General features: G+C 39.3%; 12 protein-coding genes and 1 tRNA gene. 2 read left to right on the top strand and 11 right to left on the bottom strand.

What is annotated here, in order from left to right; translation table 11 throughout:
* Positions 1–72 precede the first annotated feature (72 nt).
* The 7 genes from RHO12_04285 to RHO12_04315 all read right to left on the bottom strand — a co-directional run bounded on the left by RHO12_04285 (position 73) and on the right by RHO12_04315 (position 12,927).
* Entirely contained in the window at positions 73–2,325 is a 2,253-nt protein-coding gene (locus RHO12_04285; GenBank protein ID WVD67002.1) for a filamentous hemagglutinin N-terminal domain-containing protein, read from the bottom strand.
* Positions 2,326–2,811: 486 nt separating this feature from the next.
* Positions 2,812–5,139, bottom strand: coding sequence for a filamentous hemagglutinin N-terminal domain-containing protein (locus tag RHO12_04290; GenBank protein ID WVD67003.1), 2,328 nt, complete (start codon positions 5,137–5,139; stop codon positions 2,812–2,814).
* Between the two features lie 562 nt (positions 5,140–5,701).
* Positions 5,702–8,353 carry a miniconductance mechanosensitive channel MscM gene (mscM, locus tag RHO12_04295; protein ID WVD67004.1) on the bottom strand — a complete coding sequence of 884 codons (2,652 nt, stop codon included), beginning with the start codon at positions 8,351–8,353 and terminating at the stop codon, positions 5,702–5,704.
* 2 nt (positions 8,354–8,355) lie between these two features.
* Positions 8,356–9,204 (bottom strand): archaetidylserine decarboxylase, encoded by an 849-nt coding sequence (asd, locus tag RHO12_04300; protein WVD67005.1) that lies wholly within the window; start codon positions 9,202–9,204, stop codon positions 8,356–8,358.
* Positions 9,205–9,249: 45 nt separating this feature from the next.
* Entirely contained in the window at positions 9,250–10,647 is a 1,398-nt protein-coding gene (gene dnaB / locus RHO12_04305; protein ID WVD67006.1) for a replicative DNA helicase, read from the bottom strand.
* Between the two features lie 119 nt (positions 10,648–10,766).
* Positions 10,767–12,302 (bottom strand): murein biosynthesis integral membrane protein MurJ, encoded by a 1,536-nt coding sequence (gene murJ, locus RHO12_04310; protein WVD67007.1) that lies wholly within the window; start codon positions 12,300–12,302, stop codon positions 10,767–10,769.
* 49 nt (positions 12,303–12,351) lie between these two features.
* Positions 12,352–12,927, bottom strand: a complete 576-nt coding sequence (locus RHO12_04315; protein WVD67008.1) for a TIGR00730 family Rossman fold protein — start codon at positions 12,925–12,927, stop codon at positions 12,352–12,354.
* A 155-nt stretch (positions 12,928–13,082) separates the two neighbouring features.
* Here RHO12_04315 and RHO12_04320 point away from each other — a divergent pair.
* Positions 13,083–13,158 (top strand) — tRNA-Asn (locus tag RHO12_04320).
* A 298-nt stretch (positions 13,159–13,456) separates the two neighbouring features.
* The gene (locus tag RHO12_04325) at positions 13,457–14,155 is read left to right on the top strand and encodes a 6-phosphogluconolactonase (GenBank protein WVD67009.1); all 699 of its coding nucleotides are present in this window, start codon (positions 13,457–13,459) and stop codon (positions 14,153–14,155) included.
* Positions 14,156–14,267: 112 nt separating this feature from the next.
* Here the strand turns inward: RHO12_04325 and RHO12_04330 are convergent, their stop codons facing one another.
* From RHO12_04330 to yidD, 4 genes are all read right to left on the bottom strand, one after another.
* On the bottom strand, positions 14,268–14,900 hold the full coding sequence (locus RHO12_04330; GenBank protein WVD67010.1) for a DJ-1/PfpI family protein: 633 nt from the start codon (positions 14,898–14,900) through the stop codon (positions 14,268–14,270).
* Between the two features lie 63 nt (positions 14,901–14,963).
* Positions 14,964–15,188, bottom strand: coding sequence for a zinc ribbon domain-containing protein (locus RHO12_04335; GenBank protein ID WVD67011.1), 225 nt, complete (start codon positions 15,186–15,188; stop codon positions 14,964–14,966).
* Positions 15,189–15,311: 123 nt separating this feature from the next.
* Complete coding sequence (locus tag RHO12_04340) at positions 15,312–16,226, bottom strand: YafY family protein (GenBank protein ID WVD67012.1); 915 nt, start codon at positions 16,224–16,226, stop codon at positions 15,312–15,314.
* Positions 16,227–16,436: 210 nt separating this feature from the next.
* Positions 16,437–16,952 carry a membrane protein insertion efficiency factor YidD gene (gene yidD / locus RHO12_04345; protein ID WVD67013.1) on the bottom strand — a complete coding sequence of 172 codons (516 nt, stop codon included), beginning with the start codon at positions 16,950–16,952 and terminating at the stop codon, positions 16,437–16,439.
* Between the last annotated feature and the right edge of the window lie 113 nt (positions 16,953–17,065).

A 17,065-nucleotide genomic window follows, 5' to 3' on the forward strand; every position in this document is an offset into this window, starting at 1 on the left:
GCGTTACCTTTTGTCGTTTTGAGATTGATTTGACAGCTTATAGCAAAACGGGTAATGCTCTCTTAGCTAGATTTAATCAGTGCTGTACAGATAATATAAAGCATCAATCGTTATATCGTCTGCCGCTTCAATCGAGCCTGATAGGTTATTGACCATTGTGGCTCTGCCTGTGATTGTTCCGTCTTCATTAAGGTCTTTGCCTATATTAATGGCTCCACCACTATATATTTGACCGTCTGTGTTATTGAGCATATTTAGCGCAAGGTTCATATTGTTAGCTGACTTGATTTTTCCGCTATTATTAATTTGCTCTGCACCAATCGTTAAATCACCGTTAGCTTCAATGGTGCCTGATTGGTTGTTGACTGATTGGGCTTTGCCTGCAGGAATTGCTATCGAATATATAGAATCTGGATCCGGATTATCATGAATTTCCAAATATTGGCCGATACCAAGCTCTCCACCACTGCTTATTTTACCCGAGTTTTCCAGAGTATTTACGCCAATAGCTAAACGTTTACCGGCCTCTAATGTTCCGCTATTAGTAATTACCCCCTCGTTAGGACTAATATTATTCATATCATCATATTCTGGGTCGATTAATTCAGTTGTAGATAAATAAAGATAATCAGATGCTTTTATCTTGCCGCTATTATTTAAGTTAATCGCTTCAATGTCTGCTAAGCTGCCAGCTATGATAGTTCCTCTATTATCAAAATCATGGGCATAGATTCCTACATCCGAACCTAGTTTAGAATAACTGATATCTCCAGCATTAACGAAACGACCATCTTCACCATTATGTATCATAGAAAGCGCGTTTATTTTACCTGTGTTATACATATCGTGGGATCGTGTATTGACAGAGCCATCAGTAAAAATGGCACCGCTATTATAAATTGCTTGATCGCTATTTAACTCAATACTGTCACGATTACCACTCTTACTTCTGCTTTCAATATTTCCTTTATTATCAATACCTTTTTTCCCATCAAGACCAAGTAACCAACCATAACGGTCAGTATTTGAAATATCAATATCCCCTTCATTGACGATTCTATCATTTGTCCTAAGGGCTATTGAATACTGAGGGACTGCCTTATCATAAAAAGTAATATAGTCATCCTCTTCATCTCGTATCTCACTATCAGTGTACGATGTTGTTTTACTGTTAATACTGATTGCTTGTGAACTAGCTAAACTGGTGGCGAGACTATCAATATTTTTTTTATTACCTTCAGGTTGTGACTCGGTATCTTCATGATAGTCTTCCAAATATATTTTACCAGTATTAGTAATTTGTCCTGTGGCAGAAATAGCAATATGTTCACGATGACCATAAGCGCCTAAACGGCCAGCATTGCGTACACCAACCCCCGTCTCAGTACTTCTCAACGTAATTTTATTGGCATACATTCCACCTAAAGCGGCTACGTCAATTGCTAACACAGGTTTATCATCATTATTATAAATTTTTTCTACTTTTAAAGACTCGTCATTATAAAAATCTTTAGCATGGTAGACATTATTTTTACCCGCAACAACTGTTATTCGATTAGCTTGTATTTGACCATTAATATTTACTGTGCGAGCGATTAGGTTGGTATAATCTTGCTCACGGCTATCAAACTCACCATTAATGGTAATATTACCTTGTTCAACTTGATAACCTTGTAGTGTACCGTCATCGCCGATAATCGCGCTACCGGTAGTCAGGGTTGCTCTGTCAGCATTAATAAAGCCACAGCCATTACAGGTAATACCCGCTGCATTGGCGATGACCACTTGGGCTTTTTGCCCGGCGACTTCAATTTTACCGTTCAGTTGGCTGGCATTGGCTGAGTTAATTTCATTTAAAATAACTTTAGCGCCGCCAGAGTTAGCTAAATTGCTATTACCGGCAATATTGCCGCCTAACTGAGTGTTTGATGACTGCGCGCTGTTATTTAAAATTACGCCCTCTTTTGATACATCAAATTGGTTATATTTATTGTGTGAAACGCCTGCTTTATTGGCTTCTTGAATATTGACTACCGTTGGGCCATTTGGGCGCTCGATAATGGTCGGGCGCTGTGACTGCGCGGCGTTGTTATCGGTAATAATAGTGCTGGCCTGACTTTGCGTCACCACACTGACCATACCCAGTGCCACAAAGGTTAAGAAGCTGAGTGGTTTTAATGCGGCAGTTACTTTACCACGGCTGGTGGTGCTGGTGGCTTTTTGGCTACTGCGCCCTTCACCTTGATGACGCTTAACGATTTCCGCGACCACCATCATGATGCCGCGCGCTTTATTAAAAATAATGCGATAAAAATGTTTATTCATAATTGATTCCGTTTGTGTATGTATTGATTTATCCGTTTATGGATATCTTATTTGTGGGTAGTACTATTACCCTGATTTTGCCAGCGTAATAACGCTGGCTATAGTAAGCCTAAGGCCGATGTCTTAGACTTAAATCGTTGCCGTTTATAAATCGCCAAGGCAATCACAGTCCCTAGCTAACCTAATAGTTTTATCTAGATATTTTTATAAACTTACTCTTAACTTACCGTTTAATTACAAATGTGCGAATATTATTACAAAAATAACTTAAAGTGAAACAATTTTACACTTATTAATTTGATTGGTTTGCAGACGAAAATACGCTAAGGATTGAGCGGTTATTGCAGAAAAAGAAAGTACGAGTTGGAAAATAAAAAGCCCAATACGTTGCATTGGGCTTTGGGTTAAGCATGAGCGTTACCTTTTGTCGTTTTGCTATTGATTTGACAGCTTATAGCAAAACGGGTAATGCTCTCTTAGCTAGATTTAATCAGTGCTGTACAGATAATATAAAGCATCAATCGTTATATCGTCTGCCGCTTCAATCGAGCCTGATAGGTTATTGACCATTGTGGCTCTGCCTGTGATTGTTCCGTCTTCATTAAGGTCTTTGCCTATATTAATGGCTCCACCACTATATATTTGACCGTCTGTGTTATTGAGCATATTTAGCGCAAGGTTCATCGTGTCAGCCGATTTGATTCTACCACTGTTAATCAACATGCCATTAGCGGCTATTGCCATCGTACCATTGGTTTGTATCAGGCCACTATTAATTAATTTATCTTCAACACTAATCGTTAAATCGCCTTTTGCTTCAATGGTGCCTGATTGGTTATTGACTGATTGGGCTTTGCCTGTAGCAACTGTTATCATAAGTTCAGCATTAGGGTCTGGATTATCCTGATATTCATAAGAATCACCGATATTAAGTTCTCCGCCACTACTTATGTTACCCGAGTTTTCCAGCGTATTTACGGCAAGAACTAAACGTTTATCCGCCTCTATCTTACCCTTATTATTAAGTTTACCTTCGTTAATCATAATGTATTCGCCATTTTCGTAAATTTCGGTCTCTGTGCTTATAGTCAATTGATCGTTTGACTTTATCTTACCGGAATTATTAAAATTACCTGCATAGAGTTCTATCACATCATTAGCTATAATATTTCCTTCATTATAAAAATCGTCGACATAAATGCCCACCGCATGAGATGGATATAATAAATTTTGACCTAGAGCAATAATATCGCCAGTATTAACCATACGAGCTACACCATACTCACCACCGTAGAAATAGCCGTCTTGAAAGTTTATCACTCTATTTGAAGTCATGGTACCTGAGTTATAGATATCGTTATAAGCCACTTCTAATCGATTACCGGCAAAAATAGTCCCGCTATTATAAAATTTTTCTGCACCTTCTAAATAAACACGAACATAATCATTTTTACCTATAATAGTACCGCTATTATTAATGCCTTTCTTTGCGGCGAGTTCAATTGCTCTAAATTCAATCTTACTGATTGAAATAGTAATATCTCCTTCATTGACCACCTCATCATTGGTATAAACGCGTATACCATCATTATACCTACCCTGCATACCAAGATAATAACTCTCTTCGTCTCGAATATCACTGACTGGATAAAGTGGAGGGATGTCATTTTCAGTCGGTGAAGAAAGCAATAAATAAGTCGAACTCCCGTTAATGGTTATTTTATTGCCATTAGATTCCAGTGTATTGCCTTGCATAGGGTCAGCTAGATACATCTTGCCAGTATTAGTGATTTTCCCTGTTGTCGCAATAGAAATAGCTTGCTTGTCACCATACGCGCCCAGCGTTCCTGCATTACGTACCCCCACCCCTGACTCGGTGCTGGTCATTTTAATTTTATTGGCGTACATCCCGCCTAGCGCGGCAACGTCAATCGCTAACTGCGGTTTATCGTCATTGCTATAAATTTTTTCTACTTTGACGCTATCGTAGGCGTCTCCTATTTTATGTTCGACTTTATTTTTACCCGCCACAACCGCTAGATTATTGGCATATATCTGACCATTAACATTTACCGTTCGAGCAATTAGACCGGTATAATCTTGTTCACGGCTATCGAACTCACCATTAATAGTAATATTACCTTGCTCAACATGATAACCTTGTAAATCACCGTCCTCACCGATAATAGCGCTACCGGTAGTAAGGGTTGCTCTATCTGCATTAATAAAGCCACAACCATTACAGGTAATACCAGCTGCGTTGGCGATGACTACTTGGGCTTTCTGTCCGGCGACTTCAATTTTACCGTTAAGTTGGCTAGCATTGGCTGAGTTAATCTCATTTAAAATAACTTTAGCGCTGCCAGAGTTAGCTAAATTGCTATTACCGGCAATGTTGCCACCTAGCTGGGTGTTTGATGATTGCGCGCTGTTATTTAAAATTACGCCTTCTCGTGACACATCAAATTGGTTGTATTTATTGTGTGAAACGCCTGCTTTATTGGCTTCTTGAATATTAACTACCGTTGGACCATTTGGACGCTCGATAATGGTCGGGCGCTGTGACTGCGCAGCGCTGTTATCGGCAATAACGGTGCTGGCCTGACTTTGCGTCACCACACTCACCATACCGAGTGCCACAAAGGTTAAGAAGCTGAGTGGTTTTAATGCAGCGGTCACTTTACCGCTGCTAGCGGTGCTGGTAGCTTTTTGACTGCTACGTCCTTCACCTTGATGGCGCTTAACGATTTCCGCGACCACCATCATGATGCCGCGGGCTTTATTAAAAATAATGCGATAAAAATGTTTATTCATAATTGATTCCGTTTGTGTATTGTTTTGTCCGTTTATGGACGTCTTATTTGTGGGTCGCTCTATTTACCCTGATTTTGCCAGCGTAATAACGCTGGCTATAGTTAAGCCTAAGGCTGATGCCTTAGGCTTAAATCTTTGCCGTTTATAAATCGCCAAGGCAATCACAGTCCCTAGCTAACCTAATAGTTTTAGCTAGATATTTTTATAAACTTACCATTAACTTACCTTTTAATTACAAATGTGCGAATATTATTACAAAAATAACTTAAAGTGAAACAATTTTACACTTATTAATTTGATTGGTTTGCAGACGAAAATACGCTAAGGATTGAGCGGTTATTGCTGAAAAGCAAAATGAGTATCATCTTGCTAGTTGCAGCAAGTAAAACAATATAGTGAAAACAATTTGAGTAAATTTGCTACAAGGCTGAATCTTGCCGCCATACTATAGCCGCCATTACCTAAATAAGAGGTTATTATATTCGCGCTGTAGCGATAGGATTGGTACCATGACAAACTATGTGAATAAAAATAGTGCCCTAAATTACCGACTGACTAATCGTTACATCGTACCCACATTATAAGTTCGTCGCCCTGTTTTGCGCCCTAATGCTTCTAAATTAGTTTGTAACGGTGGGAAGGGTAATTTAAGGTCATGTTTACGGTACTCTTCGATAATCATTTGCTGAATTTCGCTACGCAGTGGCATGCGATAACTCATTTCCGCCGCGAATAAACGAATTTCATATAACTGAATCCCTTCTTGAATATCAACAAGGTAGACTTGTGGCTCAGGATCATCGAGTACATATTGACAATTTTTAGCCACTCGTTTAAGAATGTCTATCACTAAATCACTATCCGCATCAATGGTGGCTGGGATCGTTAATACAATGCGTGTTATCGCGTCAGATAATGACCAGTTGACTAACTGCTCGGTAACAAACGCCTTGTTAGGCATGACAATTTCTTTGCGATCCCAATCGACAATGGTTGTAGCGCGAGTGTTGATTTTAGTTATGTTGCCAGTTAAATCACGAATCGTAACCGTATCGCCTATGCGTACTGGTTTTTCAAATAACATAATGATACCTGAAATAAAGTTGGCGAAAATTTCTTGCAGACCAAACCCAAGCCCAACCCCTAATGCCGCAATTAACCACTGAATTTTTGACCAATCAATGCCGATTAGGGAAAAAGCAATCATACAGCCAATCATTAAAATAATATATTTACTGATCGTTGAGATGGCATAACCGGTACCCGGTTTTAAATCAAGGTGCTGCAAAATACCGAGCTCGAGTAATGCCGGTAAATTTTTAACCAGCTGAATGGTAATGGTCATGACTAAAATAGCAATAAATAGCGAGCTTAACGTGATGTATTGTTCGGTTTCAACGCCGCTAATTACTGATTTGCTGCTCCAGAGCCTAATATTGTCCATAAAGGCGAAGGCAGAATGAAGCTCAGACCAGAGTAAGATCATACTGATTAAGGCGACGAGTGCAATAATTGAACGAACCAAATGCAAGGATTGGGCACTGATTACGTCAAGGTCAATTACTGGCTCTTCAATGCTATCGGCGGCATTATTTGACGAGGAGTTTGGATTAGCCTCATCATCGCTCTTACTGCGCTGAGCTAATCGCTCCAATCGGCGCTGCTTCGCGCGTTCAAATTCAATGCGTCGTTTTTGGATCCACATCCAACGACGGATCATAAAGTAGATCACCAATAGCGCCAACCAAATAACCACGGATGCTTCTAATCGGCCGAGTAGTACTTGCGCGGTTGATAGATAGCCTAAGCATGCCGCAATAATCGCAACCCACGGCGCACTGAGCAAAATTATCCATAAAATACGGTTTAATAAATTATCACCCGATACTTTTCTATCAATGTACAGCGGTACGCCCGCGCGATGAATGGCATTGGTCATAAATACCAACGCAAAGCAGAGTAAAATAAAACAAAAACGACCAATTGTGGCGGCAAATTGGCGATTATTATACTGTTCAAAGCTCATCACCATCATCACTAGCGGTATAACCACCCATACCGATAACTGATAATATTTCATTGCGGAACGTACTCGGCTTTCTGGCCAACCAAAATGAGTAATAAATAGACCATTAGGTGAGGCAAACTGCGCGCTAATAATAAATACCCATAAAATGGGCGCAGCGGCATTAATACTATAACCTAATGCCACCGCAACCGGATAATCCCAATCACTTTGTAAAGCGTAACCAATCATGCCCCATAAAATCGGGATCGGCAATGCCATAATTAAGGAGTAAATAACAACACGCATCGTAATCGAAAAGTTATCTTGAGTCACTTTACCGATGCGTGACGAGGTTTTTTCTAAATAGTGATTATACCTTGCCTTACTTTTAAAGTGAGTAATAACAAGTACTAGAGACAAAATCAAGAGCAGTAAGGTTAATGGTGTATTGATAATCTCAATCGTGGCACTGTATAACTGAGACAAGCTATCGATAGAGAAAAAGACAAAAGCGACATCTTTGGCTAATTCAACAGGATAAGATAAATTGATCGGATTGACATCGGCGACCCAAAAGAAGTAACGGTGCGCCGCATCATCAACATCATCAATGGCATTGATTAACTGCCGATTAGCAATTTTTAGCTTAGTTAACTCTAAAATAATGGTATCACAGCCTGATATCAGTGTTTTAAGTAGCTCACTTTGCTCACGAATAAGCTGTTTATACTGCATTAATTGGCTGTGATCTAAAGTCAAATCAGTTAAATTAGGATAATCATCCAAATTATCGAGCTGATTACTATAGCTCAACTGTAATACTTTAGATTCAGCAATACTGGCATCTAGCGGCTGGAATTTAGGTTTTTCAGGCAAGCGCAGTAGCTGTTGACGTAAGGTTTCCCCCAAGGCAGTTGAAAAACTGAGCCATTCCCCCTGTTCATCAAGGGTAGCTAATGTATTTTGTACATGTGACACTTGCGATAAAATAGTGTTTTGCTGATCATTTATTAGCGAAACTTGCGCTTTTTGACTGGCAATACTGTCGCGTAACTCGCTATTTTGCGCTGATAATTGGCTAATGATTTGGCGGAGATCATCATTACTTTCAATCACGATTGATGATGGTTCGGCGTAGGCGGCACCAAATCCCCCGCAAATGAACAATAGGAAAATAGCACTAATAACGTTACGCAACTGTCTCAATTTTAAATCCTTCCGGCCATTTTTTGCCCCATACGAGCAACCATACCTTCTTTTAGCTCAGGGATAAATGCAATGCGATTTGAGGCAAATAAGGTGATAACCGTTGAACCCAGTTTGAAGCACCCCATATCCTCACCTTTATCTAATTTAACCTCATTTTGATAAGTCCAACGCTTCATGATGCCATCACGCGGCGGCGTTATCATACCGTGCCATTTGGTCTCAATGCTGCCAACAATGGTTGCGCCAACAAGAATTTGCGCAATTGGGCCAAACTCTGTTTCAAATAGACAAATTACCCGTTCATTACGGGCAAAAATATTGGGGATATTTTCGGTTGTGGCTTTATTGACTGAATACAGTGAGCCCGGTACATAAATCATCTCTTTTAAGGTCGCTTTGCATGGCATATGGAAACGGTGATAGTTACTCGGCGCGAGATAAGTTGTGATATATGATCCATTTTGAAAAAATTTAATCATCTCTGGCTGGCACGCAACTAATGATTCCAAAGTATAAATATGCCCTTTAGCCTGCAGCATAATGTTGTCTTGAATCGCACCAAACTGGCTGATCACGCCGTCAGCGGGCATCACAATACTATTATCAGACTCGTCAATTGGCCTTGCATTATCTTCAAGCTCTCTAGCAAAAAAATCATTAAACGTTTGATAATCTTCTGCTTTTTCATATTTCGCTTCATTCATATTGATACGGTATAATTTGATAAAACCTTTTATCATCCAAGTCGTCACAATCCCTAGTTTTTTGTTCGCCAGCCAACCAAACATCACGGTTAATAACTGCTTAGGAAGAAGATACTGAATCATCGCTTTAATATGGTTTAACATGAGGTTAAGCCTCTCTTACTTTAGTTAATTAATGTTATACAATCGTTATTCATCATCGAAATAATCGCCAGAATTAGCGTAGTTATCAAATCGCGACCATTGCCCTTGGAATTTTAATCGCACTTTACCTATTGGACCATTACGCTGTTTACCGAGAATAATTTCCGCAATGCCTTTTTGCTCAGACGCCTCATTATAAACTTCATCACGATAAATAAACATAATGACGTCAGCATCTTGCTCTATCGATCCTGACTCACGTAAATCGGAGTTAACTGGGCGCTTATCGGCTCGCTGTTCAAGGCTTCGATTTAACTGTGATAAGGCAACAACAGGGACTTGTAGCTCTTTTGCCAGTGCTTTTAATGAGCGTGAAATTTCTGCGATCTCAAGCGTTCGATTTTCGCTCATATTAGGGACGCGCATTAATTGTAGGTAGTCGACCATGATCATACTCAACCCACCATTTTCACGGTAAATCCGCCTCGCTCGCGAGCGTAACTCCATCGGCGTAAGGCCTGATGAGTCATCGATATACATATTTTTCTTTTCGAGCAAGATCCCCATTGTACTTGAGATCCTAGCCCAGTCATTATCATCTAGTTGGCCGGTTCTAATTTTAGTCTGATCGACTCGTGATAAAGATGCCAACATACGCATCATGATCTGTTCCGCGGGCATCTCTAAACTAAAAATAAGTACTGGCTTGTCTTGCATCATCGCCGCGTTTTCACACAAGTTCATCGCAAACGTGGTTTTACCCATTGAAGGCCTTGCGGCAACAATAATTAAATCGGAACGTTGCAAACCCGCGGTTTTTTTATCTAAATCAAGAAAACCGGTTGAAACACCGGTTACACCATCGTGCGGTTTTTGGAATAGCTCTTCTATTTTGGCCACCGTGTCTTCAAGCACTGATGTAACACTTTTTGGCCCTACACCTTGTTTTGCGCGCTGCTCAGCAATTTGGAATATTTTCGTTTCAGCAAGATCTAAAATATCCTCGCTGCTACGCCCTTCGGTTGCATAACAGTTGTCGGCAATCTCATTGGCTGAACTAATCAGCTCTCGTAGTATGGCTTGTTGGCGAATAATATCGGTATAAGCAACCACATTAATCGCACTAGGCGTATTTTTAGATAGCTCCGCTAGGTAAGCAAATCCACCCACATCGCTTAAAATATCACGACTATCAAGGCTTTCAGATAAGGTAATTAAATCAATTGGCACCCCTTTAATAACCAACTTTTGCATTTCAGCAAAAATCATCTGGTGATGCCTAGAGTAAAAGTCACGATCAGTAATCGTTTCAGACACGCGATCCCAGCGCTGGTTGTCGAGCATTAAGCTACCGAGTACCGCTTGCTCTGCCTCAATGGAATGGGGCGGCACTTTCAAGCTTTGTACCATCTTGTCTTGTTTGTTACTTGGTTTATTGGCCATTTTTTAAATCACATACATTTTTTTGATATTCTATCACTATTTAAGTAAAGTTTCATTACTCGCACATCCAAAGTAATGTCTGGTCACGACGCGCAACCTTAAGCATATCAAACATATGCTTACTCAATGCGTTTAATAAATTGTTTTAATTTAAATCGTAATGCCATTAATGCCCCAAAATAAGCGATAACGGCTACAATAATTAAGAGTAATAACCGCGCTATACGCGATAACATACTACCGGTTGACCAATCGGGTAATAACTCACTACCAATCACTAACACTGCCGACATCACCATAACAGCGATAATAATTTTAATAATAAAGCCAAGCCAACCGGGTTTAGGGGTAAATAGTTGTTGTTTACGCAGTTGCCAATATAGCAATCCAGCATTAAAGCAGGCCGCAATACTAATCGATAACGCTAGTCCTGCATGCTTTAGTGTACCAATAAAGGCTAGATTCATCGCTTGGGTTAAAATTAGGGTCATTATGGCTATTTTCACAGGAGTTTTAATATCTTGTCGAGAGTAAAAACCTGGCGCTAATACTTTGATCAAAATAATACCCAGTAAACCAATAGAGTAAGCCACTAACGCTTGGCGAGTCATTTCGCTATCATGGGCGGTAAATTTACCGTATTCAAATAGTGTGGCAATTAAGGGTTTGGCAATAACACCTAATGCCACCGCACTAGGTAGCGCTAATAAAACGCAGAGTCTTAGCCCCCAATCAAGTAAATCAGAATACTGCTTAATATCACCTTTCGAAAAACTTTTTGCCAATGAGGGTAATAAAATCGTACCAAGCGCAACGCCAAGTACGCCTGATGGGAACTCCATTAAGCGATCAGCATAATACATCCACGATACTGAACCCGATATCAAAAACGAGGCAAAAATAGTATTAATAATTAATGAAATTTGGCTAACAGATACCCCTAATACCGCTGGGCCCATTAATTTAAGGACTCGCCAAACGCCGCTATCACGCAAATTAATCCGTGGTAACACTAACATACCAATTTTTTTAAGATACGGTAACTGATAAAGCAGCTGTAACACCCCACCGACCACTACTGCAACGGCCAGTGCTAAAATCGGTGGATTAAAATAAGGCGTGGCAAATAGCGTAAAGCCAATCATGCTTAAATTTAAAAATGTTGGTACAAACGCTGGGACAGAAAATCGATTCCAGGTATTTAAAATAGCGCCCGCCAACGAGGCTAAAGAGATCAGTAAAATATAAGGGAAGGTTATTTTTAGCATCAATGACGCTAGTTCAAACTTTTCAACTGGCTCAGTAAATCCAGGTGCGGTAATTAAAATAATAATCGGAGAAGCCACAATTCCGATCAAGGTTACTACCGCCAGCACTAAGGTTAATAATCCTGCCACGTAGGCAACAAAAGTTCGTGCTGCTTCATCACCCTGTTGACTTTTATATTCAGCAAGAATCGGGACGAAAGCTTGAGAAAATGCCCCTTCAGCAAAAATTCGTCGTAATAAATTGGGTAGTTTAAAGGCGACAAAAAAGGCATCGGTCGCCATTCCTGCACCAAAATATCGTGCAACAATCGCATCACGGATAAACCCTAACACGCGTGAAATCATCGTCATTGAACTGACCGCAGCCAGCGACTTAAGCAAGTTCATTGTTGTATTTGCCTTTAACCTTTAATATATAAATAGATAATGAAACAGACTATTTTTTTATCCAACGATCAAGATCTTTGGCAATATAGTTGTCAATTTGTTGTAACATTAGCGTAGGATCATCTGAAACAATCAGTGTGTTATAAAAACTTTCACGAATAAACCCTTCGGTTACCGCATGCGTTAAAAAAGCCTGCATTGGTTGCCAAAAACCGATGGCATCATATAGTGCGACAGGTTTTTCATGGTAACCAATTTGCGCCCCGGTCCAAATTTCAAATATCTCTTCTAATGTCCCTGAACCACCTGGCATGGCAATAAAAGCATCTGCGAGTTCAGCCATTCTGGCTTTTCGTTGATGCATATCAGCAACGATTTCGAGCTGTGTAATACCATGATGCGCCGTTTCGGCTTTAACTAGCCGCTCAGGAATAACGCCGATAACCTCTCCGCCATTGTCGAGAACACTATTGGCGATCGTGCCCATTAAGCCTCTATTACCCCCACCATAAACCAGTGTACGGCCTTGTTTAGCGATCTGTTGACCTAATTGTTCGGCATAGAGTTGGTACTGTGGATTATTACCATGGCTTGCACCACAAAAGACACAAATATTTTTTTTCATAACTAATCTCGTAACCTCAAGGTGGCTAATTTTAGCATAAAACCATCGTCACGCGATGATTTATTAAAGTGATTATAAGCTAACCAATTAAACGCTTTTTTTATTTTTAGTGTTGACAGTTTTAATCGAGGGCGTTAATATCTTGCTCCATGTGTTCCTCCATAGTTCAGTCGGTAGAACGGCGGACTGTTAATCCGTATGTCACAGGTTCAAGTCCTGTTGGAGGAGCCAACTTAATTCAGAAAGTCTGCTATTTAGCAGGCTTTTTTCGTTTATACTGTCGCTAAAATAGCCGCAACACAAAACGCCTATCGCCTTGATTATTCGGTCGATTCTTTGCTGGAAAATGTAATTAATCAGCCGTTATTAACAATTATCACAAATTTGTGAGCGCTGCACTTTATTAATTATTTTTTTTCTGACACACTCACTAAACTCGTACCAATATGTCGGCTTATTACGATCAAGTGACATCGAAATAAACTCTATCGTACATCTATCATTTATTATATCTAATCAGGAGCAAGCTATGAAAATTATAACGGTTAAAAATATGGAAGAGTTAAGTAAAAGGTTAGCGGTTGAATTTTTGTCTAGTATTAGCCAGCCCAACGCGACCATCGGCTTACCCGGCGGTTCGACACCAATTGGTATGTATCAACTTGTCGCCCCATTAATTAAACATAATCCGGCCCTTAAAACAGCAGTTTATTGCAACCTAGATGAAGCGATTTCAGTTGATGGACGCATTAAAAGTGTTAATGCACTATTAAACCATCACTTTTATCATCGTAATGATATTGGTGATGAACAGCGTTTTGATTTGAACCTTGATAATGTCGCAGAGTTTGAACAATTTTTGGCGGCGCGCGGCGGCTTAGATGCCATTTATCTTGGTGTTGGCACTGATGGTCATATCGCAGGGATCACACCAGGTACCCCGTTTGCTAATCGCACCTTTATCGATAAAATGACGCCTATGTTTAAACAAATTGCACAACAAGAGTTTGGTGGTCTTAATAATACTCCTGATAAGTTGGTTACCGCGGGCCCTAAAACAGTGATGCAGGCTAAAAAAATCACCGTTATGTTATCTGGCGCAGGTAAAGCCGATATTGCCAAGCAAGCATTTTTGGGTCCTGTTACCGAAGCAATTCCAGCCTCTATTTTGCAACTACACCCAAATGTTACGGTATTAATTGATGAGGCTGCCGCGGCAAAGCTGTAATATCCTAGCGGCAGAAAACCCCGATCGAATGCCCGGGGTTTTTGCTATTAGTAGCTGTCTAGCTATTTATTAATAATTAATTTATTACTAAATAAATAGTTATCTCGGCTCGTTACTTTTCTGTAGTCCGACAATACAGACCATATTTAAAAAAATGGTAATATGCCTCAATTTTTTCCTTACTATCAATATGCAATGCTAATAGTAGTTGCTTCGTAAATTCTAGACTAGCAAAGCCATTAGCAGTAATAATATTGTGATCGTCAACTACAGGCTGTTGCATATAGTAAGAGTGCCCCACATATTGATTTTCAGTGTCATATTTAACAATCAAATCAAGTGCATTACTGGTATGTTTAACTTTATTTAGAAAACCATTTATTGCTAAAAAAACAGTCGCATTACAAATTGCAGCCACAATTTTGTTAGCTCTTAAACTAGCGCTTATTAATGGGAGTATTTTTTTTGTATCTGGGTTAAACCAATCATAGCCACCAATAAGAACTAAAGCGGCGTAGTTTTCTGGCAATGTAGCTAAACTATAGTCAGGCACAACTTTAATGCCACCAATTGATTGGACTATCCGTCCATCAATTGAGACAGTTTTAGCTATATAAGGTGTTTGTTGTCGTTCGATCTCAACCCCTATATTAATAGCCGATGTTAAATATGCCATTTCAAAATCAGCAAATTGATTTAATAGCAAAAAAATAACCTCTTTTTTACTACCTGACTGTATGTTCATTATTAATCTCCAATACGTTCTACTAATACGGCACCACACATACTTGTAGCGCCATAATAATATTTATTGCCAGCGTTTTAAGGTCGGCAGAAACTGCCCCATCATCTGCTCTGCTTGCGCTTCATTCATACCCGGATTATTCTCCAACATCGGTGGGATACAGATTTTAATCATCTCGCTCATAGTACAGTCATATTTGAACTGACCATTATCATAACAATAGGAACAATAATCGTGATTTTTGCTCCCATCCTTATTGGTGCCATACATTTGGTCGGTTGTGCCCATCGGCATCCCACAACTTTGGCAAAATTTTTGTTGCATAATTAACTCCTTATTTAATGTTTTTGTGGATTAACTAATAAGGATAATAACAGCGCTAAGGTGACAACAGTTTGTCACCTTATAAAATTAACGATATAAATTTATAATAGCGGTGGCTTTTTGTTTTAATGCATCGATTAATGATTGTGGCGAGTTGACTTTAGCATCATTACCATAAGAGAGTAAGTATTGTAGCAACCAATCTCCGGCGGTCATGCTTATCGTCACAGTGAGGCTTTTATCATCATTTTCGATGATAGTGTTGAAGGCAAATTCATCATAGACACGATAAGCAATCTTAGGCGAAAACGTAATAGTCATATCAATTAATGGTGGGCGGCTATCAATGGCCTCCTCTGATGAAAATTCAGGTAATAGGCTTGGATCGAATGTGTGATCCAATAAGGTTAGCTGGTTTATTCGATTGAGTTTAAAAAAACGGTGCGCTAATTTAGCTTGGCAATACCCCTGCAAATACCAATCTTGTGATTTAAACAGTAATTTTACTGGATAGACCTTACGCTTAGCTTGCTCTCCTTGGCTATTGGCATAGGTGAATTCAACGGCAAGATGATTAACTATGGCATTTTTTAATATCTCCACTTTGGCTTGCCGATGATCATAATCGGCCCAGTTAGCAAAATCGACTTCAATCCAGTTTGCCTGATTTTTACCAAATAGATGACTTAGTTTTGCTAATAAGTGATCAGGCTGATCTTGAGCTGAATTGGTTAATGAATTAAACCCTTGTAATGAGCTCAATATACTGCTCTGCTCCTTCGCCGAAATGGCCATTTTATTTAAGGTATAGCTATCTAAAATGGAGATACCACCGCCCTTGCCTTGGCTAGTATAAATCGGAATACCAGCTCCAGACAGTACATCAAGATCGCGCAAAATCGTTCTCTTGGAAACCTCAAAATGCTCGGCAAGTTGAATCGAGGTTAGCTGTTTGTTATTTAATAGCAGATGCACAATGCCAAAAAGCCGATTGATATACATAATGTTTAATTCATCATCTAAAGATAGCTAATTTTTAAGTATAACCTTATCTAAACCATATATTCAATTACCTTTGAAATACGATGTAACAAAGGTGATATTTATTCGTATTTCAATCAGTTTTATTATCTGAAAAAATTTGATTGAAAAGGCTAGTTGACAGTGTGAAAGTTGACGAAATCACCGCTACCTATTTTACTTTGAATAAATTTAGTGCCGCTTACCTCGTCTTTTAGCGCTGATTTTATGCATCCAAATTAATAAAAAAAATGGCGAAAAAGAAAATTGACGTCCAATAAGTTGCTTGCGAATACTAAAATCACAACCACACCCGTCGGTACATGGAAGACTATCTGGCATGTGGCAACCATTGCCACATGAAGAATTATCAAAAACCTTACAATCTTTAACACATGAGCAAACCTCTAGTGTTTCACAATATTCACAAGGGTGTGTTCTATCTTCTTTCTCCTCATTTTCATCTTTTGGCTTATTTAAATGAATAGCTGCCATTTTACAATTATCCAACCGTTTAGGAAATAAATGCCACAACGCTGATACACCATAACGTCGCACCGCCACCAACGCAAAACTAGAGCATGAACGACCGCCTGAATATTTGCGGTAAGCACAACAAAACCCTTTATGTGGTGAGATAAATTTTTGATAAAATCGAATTAAGGCTATCGATAAATACTTTGATAAAATTGATAAGAAATGTGGCATTTTGACCTATTGTTGTTAGCTATTATTTGTCAGTTTTATTCACAATCACTGTTTTTTGCTTAAGCAGAAAACCCTTACCATGATAGTCATGTCTAGCATAACAAATTAGTAAT

This window comes from Orbaceae bacterium lpD02, assembly GCA_036251875.1.
Classification (GTDB): domain Bacteria; phylum Pseudomonadota; class Gammaproteobacteria; order Enterobacterales; family Orbaceae; genus Orbus; species Orbus sturtevantii.

Excerpts from the sequence above, each read along its gene's own strand:
- RHO12_04330 (WVD67010.1), bottom strand. The coding sequence starts at position 14,900 with ATGAACATACAGTCAGGTAGTAAAAAAGAGGTTATTTTTTTGCTATTA.
- RHO12_04340 (WVD67012.1), bottom strand. The coding sequence starts at position 16,226 with ATGTATATCAATCGGCTTTTTGGCATTGTGCATCTGCTATTAAATAAC.
- RHO12_04325 (WVD67009.1), top strand. The coding sequence starts at position 13,457 with ATGAAAATTATAACGGTTAAAAATATGGAAGAGTTAAGTAAAAGGTTA.
- RHO12_04315 (WVD67008.1), bottom strand. The coding sequence starts at position 12,927 with ATGAAAAAAAATATTTGTGTCTTTTGTGGTGCAAGCCATGGTAATAAT.
- RHO12_04290 (WVD67003.1), bottom strand. The coding sequence starts at position 5,139 with ATGAATAAACATTTTTATCGCATTATTTTTAATAAAGCCCGCGGCATC.
- RHO12_04335 (WVD67011.1), bottom strand. The coding sequence starts at position 15,188 with ATGGGCACAACCGACCAAATGTATGGCACCAATAAGGATGGGAGCAAA.
- RHO12_04285 (WVD67002.1), bottom strand. The coding sequence starts at position 2,325 with ATGAATAAACATTTTTATCGCATTATTTTTAATAAAGCGCGCGGCATC.
- dnaB (WVD67006.1), bottom strand. The coding sequence starts at position 10,647 with ATGGCCAATAAACCAAGTAACAAACAAGACAAGATGGTACAAAGCTTG.
- asd (WVD67005.1), bottom strand. The coding sequence starts at position 9,204 with ATGTTAAACCATATTAAAGCGATGATTCAGTATCTTCTTCCTAAGCAG.
- murJ (WVD67007.1), bottom strand. The coding sequence starts at position 12,302 with ATGAACTTGCTTAAGTCGCTGGCTGCGGTCAGTTCAATGACGATGATT.
- yidD (WVD67013.1), bottom strand. The coding sequence starts at position 16,952 with ATGCCACATTTCTTATCAATTTTATCAAAGTATTTATCGATAGCCTTA.